The organism is Microbacterium sp. Leaf320 (assembly GCF_001423485.1).
Taxonomy (GTDB): domain Bacteria; phylum Actinomycetota; class Actinomycetes; order Actinomycetales; family Microbacteriaceae; genus Microbacterium.
Window position 1 is genome coordinate 489,936 of record NZ_LMOD01000004.1, and the last position, 18,289, is coordinate 508,224.

Sequence of the window (18,289 nt, forward strand, 5' to 3'; positions counted from 1 at the left end):
GGCGCCGCAGGGATTCCCAGCGTTGCGAGTCAGAGACGTGGTCCGCGTGGGCGTTCTATCGGGTTGGGCGAGTCGGTGATGCTCGGTGGTGTGCCATCGTCGACCGTCTCTGTGGGGTCGGTCTTGTTCTTGGTGGCATCGAGGCTGTGCGTTGTTGTCTCGGCGAGCCGGGCGGCGCGCTCGAGGAGGGACGAGAGAGGGCTGCGATGGTCGGGGTTCAGGGCTGCCGCTGCTGTTTCGGCGTCGGCGATCGGGCGTTTCGCGTCGACACGTTGGGCGATCTTCTGGAGTGCGGCGAGCTGTTCGGCGGGGATCGCTTCACGGGTTCTGCCGCGGGCTGCACGGATGGCGGTGGACTTGCGCAGGGCGGTGACGCGGGCGGCGAGGTTGGCGCCGACGGGGTGATCGCGGAGGTTCTCTGGGATCGCGATGGGGCTGTCGTCGGGGACGTTGTACCGGGTGCGGAACAGGTCGATTTCGGCGGCCAATCCCATCCATGCGGTGCGGCGCTGGGGGTCGGCGGGGACCGGGCCGAGCTGTCGTGTCCAGGTCGGCTTCTCGAGCGTGAGCGCCACACCACGCTCGGTCATCCGGTCGGAGATGTAGGTGCCGCGTTCGGTGAGGTGGTCGCGCCAGGGTTCGGGGACGTCGGGGTGGTTCTGTGCGGTCCGGTCGATCGCCCAGTCGTAGCGGCCGGTGTCTGTCCCGAGTTCGGGGAGGGGTTCGAGGATGCCTTCGTCGACCTCTGTTTCGAGGTGTCCTTCGATGCGCCAGGACATGACGGCGCCGACGTCTGCGGCGGTCTTGAATTCGCGCTGGTTCCAGGTTTCGGTGAGGACGTGGGCGGGGTCGAGGCCGAGCTTTTCGGCGCGGGCGAGGCCCGCGGCCGCCGCTTCCCACCCGTCGGAGCTGATGAGGGTGCCGGCGTTTGTGTCTCCGAGGGCGCGGACCGCGAGGGTTTCGAACCGGGTCGCGTTGGCCTGGTTGGCGATGTCGTTGTACTCGTCGATGAGGCGGGACAGGTCGGTGATGCGGTCGGATTCGACGGCGATCATCTCGTGCGCGGAGAGGTTCGTGTCAGCGTTAGATGCGATCTTGGCGAGGACGTCGTCGGGATTCTGACCGGGTTCGATCTCGACGTAGAGGGTGTTGCTGGTGGTGCCGCGGGTGAGTGCGACGTAAGCGTTTGCGCGGGCGGTGGTGGCGTTCGCGATTGCACGGCTGTGCCCGTCGATCTGCACGTTGAGGTCGTTCGTGCCGCCGATCGTGTCGCCCTGCGTCTGGTTGATGGTGAACGCGTACCCGAGGTGCGCGTGCTCTGCGAGGTAGTCGTGGGGGAGGCGGATGGTGCCCCCGTGGTCGGTGTGGGTAGCGGTGACGGATCCGTCAGGGTGCACCTGGCGCACGGTGTAGATGTCACCGTTGGAGACGTCGTGCGTGCCGTCGTCGGTGCGCAGATCCGGGGTGTTCCGGCGGGTCATGATGCGATCGCCCACGTAGGCTCTGTTGCCGTCGCGGAGAGTAGCCGCGGCACCGGGGACGAGGCGGCCTTCGGTCATGGCAAGGGCTTGTGCGCGGCCGTTGAGCTCGTCGACGTGGGCGTTCGTGGGCGCCATCATGATCGACGCATCGCCCGCGGCGAGGTCTGCAATGTAGTCGGCGAACAGCACTTCGCCGATGCGGTCCGGGGTTGCGGCGATGATGCGGTTGTTGTCCTTGTACCAGGTGAACGGGTCGATGCTGGCGGTTGATTCGCGGAGGAGGACGGTCGCTTCGGCTTCCTCCTTGTTGGTGAAGCGGTACACGGTTTCGAGCTCGACGGCGCCGACCTCGCGGCGGATGAGCCGGAAGGCGCCGCCCGCGCCGACGGCACCGATCTGACCGTCGTCACCGAGGGGGCGGACGTATCCGCCGGCGGCAGTGACGATGGCTGTCACCTCGTCGAGTTGGGTGGTTGTGGCCATGGCAGCTTCGTCGATGACGACGACGTCGCCGGCAGTGATTCGGTATCTCGCCGAGACGGTTGTGCCATTTGCTTGGGCGCCGCGGTGCGCGGTGAGGAACCCGTCGATGGTGAATGCATGGACGCCGACGTCGCGGCGGAAGACGCCCGCTGCTTGCTTGGACGGGGCAAGGCCGATCATGCGTCCGCCGGCGAGCTTGACGGCGTGGGCGGCGAGCTTCATCGACCGGGTCTTGCCCGCGCCTGCGCGACCCGCACCCAGGACGAGGGCGGTGCGGTTGGTGACGAACTCGCGAGCGAGACGCACCTGCGCGTAGTCGCCATTGGGGAGGTCGCGCAGCGCCTGGGCGAAGGTGTCGACGTCGACCGCAGCGGCGTGCTGCGAGGTGGTGCGGGCGGCGGCGAGGAGGCGTACTTCGGCTTCGAGAACACGGGTGGAGGTGTAGAGGGTGCGGGCTTTGGACACGTAGACGCTGTCGGTGTCGCTGGTGCGAGTGAGGGGCTGGAACCGTCCGTGTACGGGGTCGGGGGTGACCTTGATGGAGTCGCGGTTCAGGGCGGCGTAGAGGATGAAGCTCTCGACGTGGTCGCGGGAGAGTTCCTGTGTGTGGCCGTTGTCTGTGAGGGTGTAGCGGCGGTAGGCGTGCGCGTCGGTGAAGCGGTTGATCTCGGCGATGACGTGGTTAGCGCCCCATGTTCCGCGCGCGGATTCGACGCCGCGCATGACGTCCGTGAGCGCCTGGTGCACGTCGATGGGTGCCTTGGCGTGCTCGGCCGCGCGCACCCGCGCGGTCGCCGTCTGCACCTGGTGCATGATTCTTGCCACAGCTTCCGGGGAGGTCGCCGCGGAGGCCCGCTCGCGGGCGTCGGCGCGCAGCGCGCTGAGCGATCTGACCGCGTCTTTCTTGGGGCGGGTCTGCTGCCATGCCTGCGCGGAGAGCTTGATCCGCGCGGCCGGGTTGGGGGCGCGTCCGTGCTCGGTGACGTACTCGTCGACGAGGTCGCGGGTGACGGTTCGGATCTCGTTGCGGCGCGTGGAGAACGTGTCGATGAGGCGGTCGTCGACACCGGCGATTTCGAGGCGGGGCGTCTTCCCGTCGACGAGGATCCGGGTCTCTGATCCGAGTCCCAGCTGGTCGAGTTCGATCATGAGCTGCTTGTCGTACTCGGTAGATGCGGCGACTTTCATGCGCAGCAGGAGACGGGAATCGAGGGTGCGCCACTTCCCGTCCGTGCCCTGCACCTTGTTCGACACGACCAGGTGATCATGCAGGTGCGGGTCGCCGTTGCGGGACTCGTAGTGCCGGAACCGGGTGGCGAGCACGCCGCCGGTGACGTCGATCTGGCGGACGCCGTTCATCCAGGGTTGTCTGGTCGCTTCCTTTGCGGCGGCCGCTCGTGGGCCTGGGAGGCCTTAAGAGCTCCACTCCGGCGCGACGTGTTCGGCATCTCGAATGGTCTCATCGAGCGGGCCCTCAAACAGACGCTGAAGGTTGCGGGGTGGATCCTCTTCGGGCAACGCGCCGTTCAACCACTGCGCCCACGTCCACGGTGAGTTCACCCCGGTCTGAAGGACGAGAAGAACCTCCTGTAATCCTTCGACGACATTGCCGTCTTGAAGCTGGAACGACGGGCAGAGGTAGATGTCCTCGTCGGAGTGCAGCACAAGGAGTCGTAGATCGTTCCCGGCCGCCACGACCTTGGCCTCCGTCCACACGAGGGTGCGGGCCATCCGCGTAATCGTGTAACGGGGGCCAACGATCTCGGCTCACGGTTTCAGTTCGTCAGCGGTCATGGCTCGTCCTCCTTGTCGCCCTTCGGGTGCCGAGTGTGGCGGCGAATAACACCATCGATGATTTCATCGAGCGTGCGGCGTCCGTCGACGTAGTCTTGGGCGTCGCGGAGAGCCCCAGGAGTTGGGGTAAGCCCGTCTAACACTCCTGAGTGCAGGGCCTCGGCGGCCCCTTTCGCGCGCCTCTCGCGTGCGAGGTGCTCGTCCTCCCACTGCTCCGCCATGCTGCGGATGATCGCAAGGGACGGTGTCGCCATTCTCAACGTCTTCATGTCGAGGATTCCGAGGTTCCCTTCCTGGCCTTCTCTTCCGAGGCTCGCGACCCGGCGACCGTCCTCGGTCTTGCCGCCACCTGGTGCGTGAAGGTGCCCGTGAGCGAGTAGCTCCGGGCGCACGGCATCCCAGACTTCCGTGACCCGTGCTCTAGACGCGGCGGACGCTTCGAGCGCGGCCTCGGGGAAGCCGTATGGGTTCGTGCGCAGGATCTCCCGGACGACCCGGACGGGAGTGCCCGCCGGCGACTCGTGAGTGAGCATTACGTCGGCAGGACCGCCAGCGATGGCTTCTGCGACGTGAGCGTCATCGATGGCTTCATCGGGCCACCAGGTAAGGCCCTCTATCCTCGACTGGCGGTCGACGGAGGCGGCGCCGCCGAGTGACAGAACGCGACAGCCCCGGATGACGAGGCGCGCCGGACGGGGGAGTAGCCAGATCAGCTCGGAGATGCGTACAGCGTCACCGGGGTGCGCGTCGAGGATAGGTGTGATCTCGTCCCACTGCTCATGGTTGCCGAGGGTGACGAAGATGCGCTCGATGCCGGTGTCGGCGAAGACCTCGTCGACTTCTGCCGAAGGCATCCACCAGTCACCGAGATGAAGGAGCGTCGTCACGTCGGGTGCGAGGTGCGGCAGCACGCGGGCAATAGTCCGAGCCCAGCCCACGTTGCCGTGCCAGTCTCCACATACCGCAACGCGTTGGTCGGGCAACACGATGTCGCTCGTGTGTTCGAGAGCTCTCATTACTCGGCCTCCGGATCCCGGGATCACTGACGAGAGTACAAGATCCTGTGCCGCCGATCCAGGTTTGTGGCGTGTGCTCGTCTGCAACGAGTCGCTGCGCGTTGCCGTTCTCGCTGACGAACCGAAGAATGTCTTCGACCGTGCCCGCGGGCACGATGAGGCCGCCGACAGCGTGCCGACGGCCTCGTTGACGGATTCCGGCACGCGGGGACCTAGATGGTCACCGGGAAGGCGCGCTTGGCGGTCCAGAGGAATCGGTGGGTGACTTCGCGCACCTGCTCCTCGGACACTTCATACTTATCGAAGAACGTGTTCACGAGGTGAGTCACGCTCCAATCGGTGAGCGGCAGGCCAGCGAGGGCGGCAGCGAGCCATCCGGTCAGGGCGACCTCAGCATCGAGCTCGTGCGGCGGGAAGTCGAGCACGTGGTCGTTGAGCCAGTTTTCGACGGCCGTCCCGATTCCGGAGTGCTGGATGATCGCCGAGGCGTCCTGGAAGGCGGTCTTGGCGATGTCGTGCTGCGTGGTCATGCGAGTCTCCTATGTCGTAGTCGCACTGGGCGTGCGACTTCCCCCTCTACATGCGCGGTCCGGCTGTGGATTTCGGCCCAACGGTGCGATGCACGCCACGGTGTCGTTCTCCAGGCCGTCTCGCGTACCAGGCGGTTCTCGATCCGCGGCTGCCTGATCGTCAGCCAGGCCGGACGATGTTGATGCGACGCTCAAGGGTTCGAGGTTCGCGGAAGCGTGCTGAGCAACATGGCGGTCCGGTCCATGCTGCATCGCGTGCAAGCATGGAGCGAACCCCGTTACCTGGCTTGCGCGGCAGACGCGAGCTCGACCGCCCAGGTCCATGCTGCGCTGGGATTGCGCAGGAAGTACCGATATCGGCTGTCCGCATCCGGTACGGGCGAGATGAGCCCGACGTCGACGAGCGACTGGAATGGCCGCTGCAGGCTGCTCATCGCGACGCCAGTCTGCTGGGCCAACTCCGTAAGGGTGCACAAGCCGTCCTCCGAGCGGGCTATCGCAAGCATCAGCTCGAGGCGATAGGACTGCCCGAACGCACTTCGCGAAACGCCACGCAGTGCGTCGACCTGGGGGAGGGTGTCCATAAGATACTCATATCACGTAACGCAGATCGCGTAACGCACATCGAGTCGGAGCGTCATGGTCAAGCGAACAGGTATCGAGTGGACTGAGGTCACCTGGAACCCCACGACCGGGTGCGACCGAATCAGCCCAGGTTGCGACAACTGCTACGCGCTGACCTTGTCAAAGAGGCTGAAGGCGATGGGCGCCGACAAGTACCAGAACGACGGCAATCCCGCAACCTCCGGCCCGGGCTTTGCGCTGACGCTGCATGAGCCGGCGCTCGCGCAGCCTTACAAGTGGACAGGCCGCCGCACCGTCTTCGTCAACTCCATGAGCGACCTGTTCCATGCGCGCGTTCCCCTCGACTTCGTGCGTCGCGTCTTCGAGGTGATCGCTGACACGCCGCAGCACACCTATCAGGTGCTGACAAAGCGCTCAGCCCGGCTGCCGAAGATCGCCGACAAGCTTGACTGGCCGGACAACTTGTGGATGGGTGTCAGCGTCGAAAACGAGGACCATCTGTATCGCGTAGATCATCTGCGTTCCGTGCCGGCGGCTGTCCGATTCCTTTCCTGCGAACCGCTCATCGGTCCACTGTCATCGCTCGACCTTGACGGGATCGGATGGGTGATCACAGGAGGCGAATCTGGGCCGGGAGCTCGCCCGCTCAACCCGGATTGGGTGCGAGAAATCCGCGACACCTGCGCGACGAACGATGTGCCCTTCTTCCACAAGCAGTGGGGCGGTCGTACACCCAAGGCAGGCGGACGCACTCTCGATGGCCGCCTATGGAGCGAAATGCCGACCGACGGGATGAGGCCAGCTGTCTGACGCCTCGGCGTTGCTCGAACCGTCAACGCGCAAGCGACGACGGGATCGCCCGGATATCGCGCCGCTGGTGCAACCGTCCGGCGAGCACGAACCGTCATGCGAGGTGCTGAGTGGTATGCCCCTCCATCAGCGGCGAATGACGAGCTTCCAAAGACGGCCGCGTGTGGTCCGAGGTTGCACGACTCCCTCCGTGGCGAGCTGGTCCCAGGCTTGCCGGAGGTGCTTCGTGCGAGCGAGGGCTAACGTTTCTCCGTAGATAAGTGGGAGCGTGTCAGCGAGCGGGAGCTCCGATCGCTCCTGTGCGTGCCTGCGGATGTTCTCTACGATTTGAGCGACCCACTCTGATTCGAGCTCGGTTTCGACCCTTTCAAGTTCCGAATCCGACAGTTCCTGGTCCCACTCGGACGGGAAGAGGCGGCCTTCGCCTATGCGTTCCAACTCGGCTTCAAGATCGCGTTGACGGTTGTATGCTCGCCACTCCTGATTCGCACCGGATGCGGCTTCGATGAAGGTCGCTGGCGCCGCGGGGTGAGTGTAGAAGAGAGTGAGCAGAAACAGTGGCTCGTGATTCGGGCGCCGTCGGATCGGAACGGCGAGGGACCGCAACCCGATTTCGTTGTACACCCGAGCGCGAAACTGGCTCGCTACGCTTCTCGCGGCCGCAGCGGCGGAGGCAGCGTGTTCGTCTCTCACAGTGACAAAGTGCTCCCGCCACCACGTGCCGCCCAGGAATCCATCAACCCGGGTCAGTGTCTTCTCATCGGCGAGCGAGCGCCCCTCGTGGTTGAGTAGGCCCCCGATACGCCACACGGCCTCCAGGTTGAAGTTCAAGAGGATCTCTGTGGATGCTCCGGCCGGACGGGCGCGGACTGCGGCAGTCAGAGTGGCGAAAGAGAGTCCGGTGCCGAACGGGTCCAGAAAGAGAAGCAGAGGGTCAGAGCCCGCGCGGTTGCTGACCGCTTCAAGGTGCTCTTGAGCATCTCCCTCGATGACGGTGTGCCTCTCGTGCGCAGGGTCCGCCTGCGAAACGAGCGAACGGAGACGTTGAACGTGAATCGGATCGCGCTCGATGAACGTGCCGTGCACATGAAGCCCCCGTTCCGCTTGTGCTGTCGCGAGGTCGCAGATGATCTTCGGGGATCCGGGAGTTCCCTTGCCCGTCTCGTCCGCGTCGTACGTGCCAGGGCCGGCGTACGCATCGACCAGCCAGATGTGCTGGCTGAAAGACCCCAGCATGGTCACATACGGCGTGAGATATCGGTGCAGAAGCGCGTGTTTGAGAACCGCCGCCGGCTTCTGGGATTGAAAGAACGCGTCGGTCTTGGTCACGTGCTCTCCATCGAGATTATGCGGCGTGAACCGCGTCAACATGTGATCTCGACCCTAGTGCGACCCACGCATCGCGACGTGCGTCTTGGGTATCGAGCGTCGAGCCTTACGTACCGAGGTTTGCTGATCCAGCAGGACTTCCGCTCCAGCTAAGTGGAGACCGCTCGAAAGGGGGAATCGATTGTTCCGGGGCACCAAAGAGATGACGTGTGTTTAAGGGGCGGCGCCTGCCGGACATCCGGCAAGCCCTCCGTCATCTCTACTCGATGTCCAATAGCTGCGACCCGCTGCCGTGACCATCGTGGGGAGGAGGTCGGGGCAGCGATGTAAAAGAGCGGTCAGTATGCTCGATTCAACGGCGCGCCGGAGCGGCGATAGATAGGACGACATGAACGACGCGAGCCCCGAGAAATGGGCTATCGATCCGCATACGCGAGCGAAGCACCAGATTCTGGACAGCTACCTCAAGGGCTGGTTTCCGAAGCTCACGTCCTTTCGGGAGAAAGTCATCTACCTCGACGGGTTTGCGGGCCGAGGCCGGTACACAGATGGCACCGAGGGATCGCCTCTCATCGCGCTGCGCGCGCTCGTGGACCATCAGCACTTGGGCCGAATGTCGCACTGCAAGTTCATCTTCTGGTTCATTGAAGCGAACAAAGACAACGAAGCGGCGCTCAGAGGAGAGCTGACCTCGTTTATCGCCGAGCACGACGACGAAGCTGGCCCGGAGATCGGCATCGACCTCACGCAGAACACCTTCGAGAAGACTGGTCGGAAGCTAGCGGAGAGCCTCGAAGCCAAGGGCGCGAAGATCGCGCCGACGTTTGCTTTCATCGATCCGTTCGGGTACACGGGCTTGCCGATGGATCTCATCAAGAGTTTGTTCGGCAACTCGCAGTCCGAAGTCCTTGTGAACTTCATGGTTGGGTCCGTCCAACGCTTCATCGAACGCGACGGGCAGGAGGCAGCCATCGAATCCCTGTTCGGCTTGCCCGCCAGCGACGTCATGGCCGGCAAGCTCACCGACGCGAAACGGGTCGAGCATCTCCGAGACGTTTACATGCGGCAACTGCGCGACGTCGGCGGGTTCGAATACGTGCGCTCCTTCGCGATGACCAACTTCACCGGGAACGTGTCGTACTATCTCGTCCACGGCACTCACCACCGTGAAGGCGTGAAGCTGATGAAGGCTGCCATGTGGAAGGCAGATCCCGGCGGCGGGACCACGTTCCAGGACCGACTGCACGGCGTAGAGGTCCTCTTCGACGCTGAACCCGACACAGCTCCGCTACGTGCCGAACTTCTCAGTTATTTCGCTGAGCGCCACGAAGTGCCCATCGACGAGATCGAGTGGCACACTGTCCTCAACACGCCCTATCGAGAGACGCATGTGAGACCCATCCTCACCGCTCTCGAAAAAGACGGCACCATCAACGTGCGCCGAAACGCGACGCGAGGCTTCCCCAAGGATCGAGCGTGGATCGACTTCCCAGCGATCTAGGCCACGTCAAGCAGCTTCCGCATGCCAGATGTCTCGTCGAGCGTGTTCCGCGGTGTCTGTGCAGCGAACCACGGTGGAGGCACCTGCCGCACGCGTCTGAAGCATCGAGCTCCGGCACGGTGTGAGGCCGTCAGTCGAACCAGCACACTCGTGCGTTCGAGCTATTCAATCGGTTACAGATTGAGGGAGAGTCTGCTAGCTCCGCGTCGGACCCAGACGGGCGCGACGGCCGTGCTGTCTCGGGACCGGGGCTGGCCGAAGATCGGGAACTTCGGCGGAGCGACATCTGGCGACCGCGATGCCCACCGAATCGACGGGCCCGTCGCCACTATAGGCGCGCGCATAGGGGAGGTCCTCGGATGTACCAGCTGTCGAGGCTGGGGCACCGAAACGACTGAAAGAGAAGAACATGACAACAACCGCCCCCGCCTTCGCCCACCAGGCGAAGGACTCCGTCTACTACACGTTGTGCACGTCAACCGAACTGTTCCTCCGGAACGACGGGAACGCACTGCTCGTCATCAACGTTGACGAACAGTTGACCGATGACGACGACGTCGCCAAGCTGCGCGCGGCAAGCGCCGAACTGTCAAACAGGCAGAACCTCACGGTCGTCCTGACGCAGAGCGTGAGCTACCCGGAGACTCAGCGACTCGAGGTGTTCAGCGAGGGGCGGCTCATGGGAGAGGTGGAAGAGACGTTCGGCAAGGACATGGAGTTCCGGTTAACCGCATGGCGCGCCGGCGATGATGGTGCGTGGCGCGAGTGGGAAGCCGGGTGTGAGCCGGTGCCGAAGCCGCGCGAGAAGGAGTGCAGCTGCCGAAGCTGCGAGGTTCACGCGTTCATCGAGTTCTAAGCAGGAGCGGCGCGCGCCACTCCCCAATGAGGCGCCGCAGTGAATGTGGCCGCGACGACGCGCGTCGTCGCGGCCGTGCCAGGTTCGCGGTCAACCGATCCCGGGATCGGTTGACCGCATCCGTCCCCGAGAAGGAATCTGAAATGCGCACTCCCGTCGCCACGGTCCTGAACTGCATCGCCCGCGAGTACCTGGGAGTCACTGTCCGTCAACTCATGATCAGCGAAACCAACCACTTCGAGCGAGACCTGCTCTACCGGGGTGTGCGGGGAACTCAACGGCGCGTTCCTGCTCGCGACCAGCAAGAACGACTTCGTCGAAGACAAGGATGCAACCGTCGACGAGGTGGCGAAGATCGCCGTCGAGGCCGTCCGCAGCTTCGACGCGGCCCCCGGCTTGGTAGCGCTGTCCCTGAGGTTTGAGCACAGCAAGGCAGCGAACGGCTGGGCGCCAAACACCCTCCTTGGCGTGATGGTCGTCGTGCCTCGGTAGGCGTGGTGCGGGCGCGCGAAGGGGCACGCCCCGCATCATTTCGGGGCGTTGGGTGAAACAGATTCCGGCAGGTCAACATCCGTGAACGACGGGACGAAGCGCACGCCGACCTGCTCTTTGGAGAGCTTGAAGTCGGTGCCGGACGCTGCTCCCCGAGGCCCGGCGACAACAAACTCGCCGACTGTGGCGGATGGGTGCCGTCGTCGAAGACGGTCGTGGCACACGCACGTGCGCTCAGGGAAATGAGACGCGCCTGGATGACAGGGCAGCCTCAGGGTGATGATGCCGAATGTGGTGGGAAAGAGTATGCGTTCGCGAAGGAGGGAAAGCGCAAGGGGCGTTCACCCTAGTAGGAGCCAGCCTCCCGTCGCTGGGGCACCGAGCGACGAGTGCCGCGCATAGATGCCTGTGTGAGGGATAACACACGGTTGTCCCGACTAGAAGAAGGAACTCCATGACTACGACCAACGCACTCCGTCACACGCCGATCCACAACGGTCGCCCCGCGTGGCGACGCTTCCACGGACCGAAGGAGGTCCGCGTCACCGATAACGGTGACATCGTCATCGATATCCGAGACATGCTCGACGGCGAGGACGCATCCAAGAAGCTCCAGGAGTGGGCCGCGGTTCGAGGATTCGACCTCAGCGGCCTCGACCTGAACTATGCGGCAGCCGTCCTGTGGGTGTACACGGTCAACTTCGCCCGCGAGGAGGAACCGGAGGATTCCCCCATCCATGAAGACATTCACGCGCTCTATCGGCGCGAGCCCTCAGATGTCGACCTCAGGATCCGAGTGGACGGCGACTACGCAGCCGCGGTGCTCACGTCCGTGCTCGAGGGGCGGCCCATCGAACCGGGCGAGGGCACGGACCACTCGAGCCGCTGAGTGCGTTCGGATTCCGTTCAAGGAAGCCATCGAGGGGCGTAAGTATTTTGCGGCTCGGGTGTTAACAACTGGCGTACCCTTGCGTCGTGCTCGGCGCTTCGTCGCGGCGCCGCTCGATCACGCTGGATGTTGCGGGCGGTTCCTCAGCGGGGAGCGCGACGTTGAGCCAGCGCGAACATGCCGGGGCCGGTGGAGTCGTCCGTCAACTCGATATCGGCGAAACCAACCACCTCGAGCAAGACCTGGTGTGGTGGCGCTGTCCCTGAGGTTCGAGCACAGGAAGGCAGCGAACGCCTGGAAGCCGAACACGCTTTACGGCGTGATGGTCGTCGCGTCGCGTCGCGTCGCGTCGCGTCTCGGTAGCGGGCGCCGTCGAGACATCCACTGCATTGCGGTCCGTCCACTTAAAGATGTCGGCCCTGTGGCCGCGGGTGTCGCTGTGGCTACGCAATCGTCGCGCCTTGGCACCCAAGCGTCCTGCTCCGGGGATGAGGGCGAGGAGGAACCACGCAGACTTAGGCGATCTGCGTGATGCAACGAAGTAGCCAGGACCCTTCGATGTGAGCGAGTGACGGAGGAGGGGCCATGGCCGACGAAACAGATGATGTAGTCCGTCGTGCGAGAGAGCTGGCTTTCGGCCCCGGCTGGGGACGCATCCACAAACGGGCATTAGAGGCGACCGCGGCCGACATTGCCGAGATCGTTCAGAGGGATCCGGTCGTCCTTCTCCCGTCGCAGCCCATCGCGTGGAATGGTGGCGCGGACACTGTTCGTGTGGTGGTGGGCTCACGGCAACGCACCGATTGGAAGAGCTCCAGGTTCGTCGCCGTGGATGCAGAGCTGGACCCGCAACAGCGGGTCAATCGGTTTGCACTGACCTACGTCTCGTACACCAAGGCAACCGGAATACTTGTCCTTGCGATCACGCCGAGCGGACGAAAAGGGCTGACGGGGGTCACGCGTGTGAACGTGCTGCGTGCGGACACGACCGAGCTGAAGATGAAGCAGGCGCTGGAAGGCGCACTGGGCATGGCCACGAGAGGGGACGTGGTTGCGTCGTTGTGGAACCGTGCTGCCGCACCTGCGCTGCTACCTGCGGCACGCCCCGAGTACTTGCCGCCTGGTCGAGGTCTCAACGACGGCCAACAGGTGGCACTGTCCGCAATGACATCTCCAGGCGGGTTCTTCGTGTGGGGGCCGCCGGGGACAGGGAAGACAACGGTGATCACGAGCGCGGTGGTCGACGCTGTGAGACATCAACGTTCGGTGCTCATCACCTCGCACACTCACGTCGCCGTCGACAACGTTCTCCTCGGCGTCGTGAACGACAACGAGGCGTATGGGCTTGGTGTGGTCACCGAAGGGCGCGCGATCCGAGTCGGAACCGACGAGTCCAAGATCCATCCAACGGTCGTGGGCCACGACTTTCTGATGGTCGACAAGTGTGCGGCCCGGATCACGCGGGTAGAGCACCGTCGGGCGGAGATCGAGGCGGCGATTCGGGAGAACCTGGCACACCCCGATAGGGCCCGAGAGGCCGAGATCAAGGATGAGTTCGACGCCCGCACTCACGACCTGTCAGCGCTGTTGCGAGCCATCGACGCTTCTGCCTCGTTCGAGGATCTGCGTCGCATGCAACGAGAGCTGGCGGAGCTCACCGCGCAGGCCAGGGATGCGGGAGAAGCGCATCAAGCACGGTACGACGAGTATCTGATGGTGAGAGGAGCTTTCGAGCGCCTGCAGGCCCTTGACGCTGATCTTGCGCGTGCGGACCGGGATCACGCCGAACGTAGCGCCGCGTTGGACACTGCGAGGCAACAACATGCCGCCTGTCGAACGTCCACGGCGATGGCCGAATCGATGCTCCGCACCCGCGAGCTCGACCTGCAATCGGGGTGGATCAGGGCGGTGCCGTGGATCAGGCGGGCGCGGGAAGCTGCCCGTGAGGAGGCGCTTCGCGCCGTCCACCGGTCCACCCTTGAAGAGAGTGTGAGCTCCCGTGAGGTTGGGCATGCCGAGCGTCTGGTGGGCGGTGCGCTGCGAGTGTGCCACGGCCTTCGGCAGGAGCGTGTGGCGTTGGCAGGCCTCGCGCAACGTGAGGCGGAGACGGCCCGAGAGGTGCAGGTGGCAGCGGACGCGTCGTTTGCTTGTCAGGCTCGACGGGAGACGGTGCGTCAAGCAGCCGCCGGCCTCAAAGGGGAAGTGGGGGACCCGGGCGCGCATCTCGTTCTGATGACAGAGGCCAGTGACGATGGGTCGTTGGATCTGGCCGAGCAGTACCGCCGGACGGTGGCCCGGGTGGCGCTGCTCGACGATGACCTTGACGCGTTGAAAGCACAAAGGACGGCTTTGACGGAGGAGTTCGCGAAGACCAAGACCGAGCTGATTCATACTGCCGGCATCGTCGCTTGCACCTTGAGTACGCTCGCCTCGAACGCGGCGCTGCGGTCCCGACGCTTCGATGTGGTGATCGTCGACGAAGCAGCAAGCGCCACTGCGGCCAACGTCATCTATGCCGGCTCGCGTGCCAACCGCACGCTCGCGATCGTCGGCGACTTCCTCCAGAATGCACCCATCAATGAGATCGACGACCCGCGTACGCAGGAAGCGACGGACCTTGCGGTCTGGCGGGCGGGAGACGTGTTCGAGCTCGCGGGTATCACCGACCGCACGTCGGCGGACAACCACCCCCGATGCGTTGCGTTGTCTGTACAGTATCGATACCCGCCGATCATCGCTGACGTCGTGAACGAGTTCTGTTATGACGGTCTTCTGGAGAGCGGTGCGCAGCGCGACATCGGTAACGACACCGTGGTCACGTTCATCGACACATCCCACATCGCGAACCGAAGCCTCACACGAATCGGCGGATCCTGGTCGTGCGAAGCGACAGCGCGCATCGCGAAAGAGCTTGCGTCGCGCCACGCGGGAGCCGGGTTCATCACTCCCTATGCCCCGCAGGCCCGGCTCGTCGAACGTCTTGCAAGACAACGTGGCCTAGAGCTTCCCGCAGGGACCGCGCACAAGTTCCAGGGCCAGGAGTACCCGACGGTGATCTTCGACCTGATGCAGGATGACAAGCCACGGTGGGTTGCGGCGGCAGACCTGACAGGTGGAAAGCGCGCGAACAGCGCGGCAAAGCTCCTGAATGTGGCGCTCACACGAACGAAGGAACAGATCTTTATCCTCGGGGACTGGAACTTCGTCCGAAGCTGCGACGCCCCAGGGATGCGAGCGATCGCCGCGCTGGAACATCACGCACACTTTCGTTCGGAGCGACCGTGAAGCACGACCGGCTGACTATCGAGGCCAAGAATGGATGAGGCGCCGTGGGGCGTGATCAGCACGATCTGTGCTGTCGTTACCGTTATTGTCGCCATCGGGGCGCTGGTGGTTCCCATTATGGGCAGTCGGAAGCAGGCGCGCGAGGCGCGGCCGAGGGCCGTCCTTGTTGGCGGCGTCGAATCGGCACCGGGCGTGTGGGTGTCGCAACGCATCGCGATCTGGAACGAAGGTGGCACAGACTTCCCCCTGACGCGCGTGGACATGCTCGCCTTTCCGTTTGTGTTCTTGGACGCGCCGGCGCAACGGGTGACTGGCGACGGTGCCTTGTGCTTCGGAGCGTTGGACGTGGCCGCGGTGGCGACAGCGGAAGGATACGCGCCTGTAACGTACTCGATAGGATCCGTCCCGGGCAGGCAACGTGGAGGCGCGCTGCTCGAGGCACATGGCCTTCCCCACGCTTTTGTTGCGTACATTCCGTCGCCGCGTGCGGCGCGTGGGCCGCTCATTGACGCAATTCTCGTTGCCCCGGACTCGCTGTTCCGTTTCGCGGTGCGACTACATCACGCAAGCGGAAGGACGCAGGACGTGCTCGTCGAAACGGCGACGGGCGCGGTGAACCTTGACGGTCTCAGCGCAGATTTTCGTGCGATCTCAACCGCGTGCGCACCACGAGGCTGGAGCCCCTTCGCCTTGCCAGCTGGCACCGAATATACGCAACTTCGTCAGTATGGCGGGCAGGTTGTGGGCCGTGGGGTCGCGCACCTGTAGCTCGCGCATAGACACCGCATGGCTACTACTCCCGGTGACACCACATATCGATTCGCGTGGGCACACACCATCGTCCTGATCCTCATCCCTCCGGCAACCGTGGCGGCGGTCAAGTTCCTTGTATGCCTGGACCTCGGCTGGGCCGCACTTGCAATGTGGGGGTACTTCACCGTGTTCTTTGTCATCAACGCTGCGATGGCACGCGCCTCATGGGGAGAGATCCACGGGGCTGCGAGTATGCCATCGACGTCGGTCGCAGCAGCCGCCGCTATCGTCGTCCAGCTGCTGCTGCTCGGAACCGTAGCTTCACCAGCTTGAGCGCATTCATTCATCCCCGGTGTCTGGCCCCTGGCTCGTTGTGGCCCCGGGGCATTCAACCTGGTCAACCGACTTCTGCCGGATGCTGACGCGGTCGCTCAAGAGCATCGCAGCGGCGACAATATGGACAACGACTGTCGCTCGCGAGCCTTCGACTGTTCGCGTCGAACAGCCACCCGGGCCGGTCCGTGCGCGCCACGTGCTTCGTGACCGTACCGCTCGCATCGGAATTGACGAGACTCCGACAGTGATCTTGGCCAGGCCGCAACGCCACCGGCTGCAGCCGCCGCCCAAGGACTATTGAACCTGGCGACGACAAGACCCTCAAGGCGAGTTTGACCCTGCCCGTCCGTGGGGCGGAGCGATTGGCATGAGGGGATCGACCTATGGAGCCACGCCTCTGCTGGCTTCACAGGAGGGGCTGATGTGCTCCCGGCGCATACCCTGCGCGGGGTTGCATGTGCCGCAGAACTGGTGCGCCGCCCGGACGCGACGCGAAGGAGCGCGGACAAGAGGCCAGTGATGGATCCGGCGCGCGGGTCTTGCAGCGAGCCGGAAGCGGGAGACGGCCCGGCGCTCTCAGCGCAGTTTTGTCGACAGGCCGTCGCCGGGGTGGCTATCTCCGGGAGAAGACGATGCTCTTCGGCATGCCGCGCTTCGGAAACCACGCCGGAGCCGACACGGAGAAGGGAAAGCCATGCTCGCCGTGGAACGACGCCTGGCTGGGGCCATCGAACTTCGGCAGCTTGCCCGCCTTCGTCACCCGGTTCCCGTCGGAGTCGAGCACGCCCAGCTCCGGGAAGATCTTGTGGGCGACGAGCGCGGCGGCGTCAACCGCTCGCACCCCGTAGGCAGTCGCGAGCCTGAGGATGACCTCGCGCTGTGCCGCGCTGTACTCCCAGATCAGGAGTCCGTTGGCCGTGATGAGCCCGTCGGTCTGGACGTCGCCATCCAGTCGCACGTTCTCGCTCAGGTAGTGTATGTCGGTCGATTCCGCGAACTCGGTGACAGGGACGAGAGTCTCGTCGCGCATCTCGAGGGTGGTGTGAAACCCGCCCCACGCTTCGGACTTCCACATCTCGTCGACGGTGATGAAGAGGGGAAACGGGTGAATGTTGATCAGTGCAGTCATGATCGCTCTATGCGCGGGCCGTCAGTTGGCGGATGCTTCCGAGGAGACCAGTACGCAACCACCCATGGCCGGCCCTAGGGCTGGCGATCCCTCGGGCCGGTATCGACCCAAGCCGGCGGTGCCAGTGGCGCACAGTCCGGAACCGTCCGTCCGGTCGGGGCCGCGCGCTCCACCTGCGACAGCGTCTCAGACACTGATCCGTTCGCCTGCGAGTACTGCATCTGCGGCGGTTGGCCGCACCTGCGAGGAGCGAGCTTGTAACGTCGGGTCTATGCAGCGCCGCGCACCAGCCACCCCGGTCGGCCCTCCAAGGATGCGGCGTATCGCAGCAGCTGTGGATACCCTCGGGCTCGTTGTGGCATGCGCTGCGCTAGTCATTGGCCTGGTGGCCGTTTCGCTTGCCGGCGCCGCTAACCAGCTGGAGGAGAATCGTTGAGTGAGCCACCATGTAACACCCGAGTTTCAGGCGATCCCAACGATCTACCGTGGCGAGCCAGTGCTGCTGCTCGCCACTTTCGAGGCGGAGGTCGTTGGCGCGAAGCTCGGAGATCGCCACGTTCGAGTGACGCGCTCGACGGTCGAGACTCTTGCTAGCGAGTTTGGGTTTCGGCAGCTGGATAGATTTCTGACCGACGTTTCGAATGGAGTGCTGGACGCGCTGGTCGCATATAGCTCCTTGGGAATCCGTTTCGAGGGCGGACGACGTGGTGTCAAGGTTCGCCAAAGCGAACGACCTTCGGAAGAATGGCAAAAGCTCGTGAGTCACCTGGGCAGGGTTCTCGTCATCGTTGCACTGCAACGCGAGCCGACCGACTTCGATATCCGCACGCTCCTGAGCTCACGGCGTGCATTCGGAGGATACGCGTCCGCGATGAAGAGCGGGCAGGGAAGCACACGATATGTGTTCCTGGGTGTCGATGGCCGACGCGGGGTCACCACGACCGACAAGCATGTGTTCTTGGACTCGAACGTCCTAGTTCACCTCGAGAAGGTCGCCAAGGACGCCTCAAAGGATGCTGG

At 64.3% G+C, this 18,289-nt stretch carries 17 protein-coding genes and 1 pseudogene; 10 read left to right on the forward strand and 8 right to left on the reverse strand.

From position 1 onward, the window contains the following. Nucleotides 1–29: 29 nt before the first annotated feature. The 6 genes and pseudogenes from ASF63_RS15815 to ASF63_RS19505 all read right to left on the reverse strand — a co-directional run bounded on the left by ASF63_RS15815 (nucleotide 30) and on the right by ASF63_RS19505 (nucleotide 5,888). Nucleotides 30–2,777: an ATP-dependent DNA helicase gene (locus ASF63_RS15815; RefSeq protein WP_321163165.1), complete on the reverse strand. Its 2,748-nt coding sequence runs from the start codon at nucleotides 2,775–2,777 to the stop codon at nucleotides 30–32. 39 nt (nucleotides 2,778–2,816) lie between these two features. Then, nucleotides 2,817–3,332: pseudogene (gene mobF, locus ASF63_RS19565) on the reverse strand (MobF family relaxase); the annotation flags it as partial. A 45-nt stretch (nucleotides 3,333–3,377) separates the two neighbouring features. After that, the gene (locus ASF63_RS15820; protein WP_056516208.1) at nucleotides 3,378–3,695 is read right to left on the reverse strand and encodes a hypothetical protein; all 318 of its coding nucleotides are present in this window, start codon (nucleotides 3,693–3,695) and stop codon (nucleotides 3,378–3,380) included. A 59-nt stretch (nucleotides 3,696–3,754) separates the two neighbouring features. Further along, nucleotides 3,755–4,978, reverse strand: a complete 1,224-nt coding sequence (locus tag ASF63_RS15825) for a metallophosphoesterase (RefSeq protein WP_235560826.1) — start codon at nucleotides 4,976–4,978, stop codon at nucleotides 3,755–3,757. Nucleotides 4,979–4,986: 8 nt separating this feature from the next. After that, the gene (locus tag ASF63_RS15830) at nucleotides 4,987–5,304 is read right to left on the reverse strand and encodes a hypothetical protein (protein WP_056516215.1); all 318 of its coding nucleotides are present in this window, start codon (nucleotides 5,302–5,304) and stop codon (nucleotides 4,987–4,989) included. Between the two features lie 278 nt (nucleotides 5,305–5,582). Then, nucleotides 5,583–5,888 carry a MarR family transcriptional regulator gene (locus tag ASF63_RS19505; protein WP_056516218.1) on the reverse strand — a complete coding sequence of 102 codons (306 nt, stop codon included), beginning with the start codon at nucleotides 5,886–5,888 and terminating at the stop codon, nucleotides 5,583–5,585. Nucleotides 5,889–5,943: 55 nt separating this feature from the next. Between ASF63_RS19505 and ASF63_RS15840 the strand changes: the two genes are divergently transcribed. Then, on the forward strand, nucleotides 5,944–6,699 hold the full coding sequence (locus tag ASF63_RS15840; RefSeq protein WP_056516221.1) for a DUF5131 family protein: 756 nt from the start codon (nucleotides 5,944–5,946) through the stop codon (nucleotides 6,697–6,699). Between the two features lie 126 nt (nucleotides 6,700–6,825). Here the strand turns inward: ASF63_RS15840 and tcmP are convergent, their stop codons facing one another. Continuing rightward, nucleotides 6,826–8,028 carry a three-Cys-motif partner protein TcmP gene (tcmP, locus tag ASF63_RS15845; RefSeq protein WP_162238905.1) on the reverse strand — a complete coding sequence of 401 codons (1,203 nt, stop codon included), beginning with the start codon at nucleotides 8,026–8,028 and terminating at the stop codon, nucleotides 6,826–6,828. A 388-nt stretch (nucleotides 8,029–8,416) separates the two neighbouring features. Here tcmP and ASF63_RS15850 point away from each other — a divergent pair, with 388 nt between their 5' ends. From ASF63_RS15850 to ASF63_RS15880, 8 genes are all read left to right on the forward strand, one after another. Next, nucleotides 8,417–9,529: a three-Cys-motif partner protein TcmP gene (locus ASF63_RS15850; RefSeq protein ID WP_056516226.1), complete on the forward strand. Its 1,113-nt coding sequence runs from the start codon at nucleotides 8,417–8,419 to the stop codon at nucleotides 9,527–9,529. 409 nt (nucleotides 9,530–9,938) lie between these two features. Then, on the forward strand, nucleotides 9,939–10,385 hold the full coding sequence (locus tag ASF63_RS15855) for a hypothetical protein (RefSeq protein ID WP_056516228.1): 447 nt from the start codon (nucleotides 9,939–9,941) through the stop codon (nucleotides 10,383–10,385). 261 nt (nucleotides 10,386–10,646) lie between these two features. Beyond that, the gene (locus ASF63_RS15860; RefSeq protein WP_056516231.1) at nucleotides 10,647–10,877 is read left to right on the forward strand and encodes a hypothetical protein; all 231 of its coding nucleotides are present in this window, start codon (nucleotides 10,647–10,649) and stop codon (nucleotides 10,875–10,877) included. 454 nt (nucleotides 10,878–11,331) lie between these two features. Further along, nucleotides 11,332–11,766, forward strand: a complete 435-nt coding sequence (locus ASF63_RS15865; RefSeq protein WP_056516236.1) for a hypothetical protein — start codon at nucleotides 11,332–11,334, stop codon at nucleotides 11,764–11,766. Between the two features lie 86 nt (nucleotides 11,767–11,852). Then, nucleotides 11,853–12,032, forward strand: coding sequence for a hypothetical protein (locus ASF63_RS19170; protein WP_157534407.1), 180 nt, complete (start codon nucleotides 11,853–11,855; stop codon nucleotides 12,030–12,032). Between the two features lie 319 nt (nucleotides 12,033–12,351). After that, nucleotides 12,352–15,051 (forward strand): DEAD/DEAH box helicase, encoded by a 2,700-nt coding sequence (locus tag ASF63_RS15870; RefSeq protein ID WP_056516239.1) that lies wholly within the window; start codon nucleotides 12,352–12,354, stop codon nucleotides 15,049–15,051. Between the two features lie 51 nt (nucleotides 15,052–15,102). Then, the gene (locus ASF63_RS15875; protein ID WP_157534408.1) at nucleotides 15,103–15,819 is read left to right on the forward strand and encodes a hypothetical protein; all 717 of its coding nucleotides are present in this window, start codon (nucleotides 15,103–15,105) and stop codon (nucleotides 15,817–15,819) included. Nucleotides 15,820–15,837: 18 nt separating this feature from the next. Continuing rightward, entirely contained in the window at nucleotides 15,838–16,137 is a 300-nt protein-coding gene (locus ASF63_RS15880; protein ID WP_056516245.1) for a hypothetical protein, read from the forward strand. Nucleotides 16,138–16,753: 616 nt separating this feature from the next. Here ASF63_RS15880 and ASF63_RS15885 read toward each other — a convergent pair. Continuing rightward, nucleotides 16,754–17,269: a hypothetical protein gene (locus ASF63_RS15885; RefSeq protein ID WP_056516248.1), complete on the reverse strand. Its 516-nt coding sequence runs from the start codon at nucleotides 17,267–17,269 to the stop codon at nucleotides 16,754–16,756. A gap of 436 nt (nucleotides 17,270–17,705) precedes the next feature. Between ASF63_RS15885 and ASF63_RS19175 the strand changes: the two genes are divergently transcribed. Continuing rightward, a partial coding sequence (locus tag ASF63_RS19175; RefSeq protein ID WP_157534409.1) for a hypothetical protein occupies nucleotides 17,706–18,289 on the forward strand: 584 nt, incomplete at its 3' end.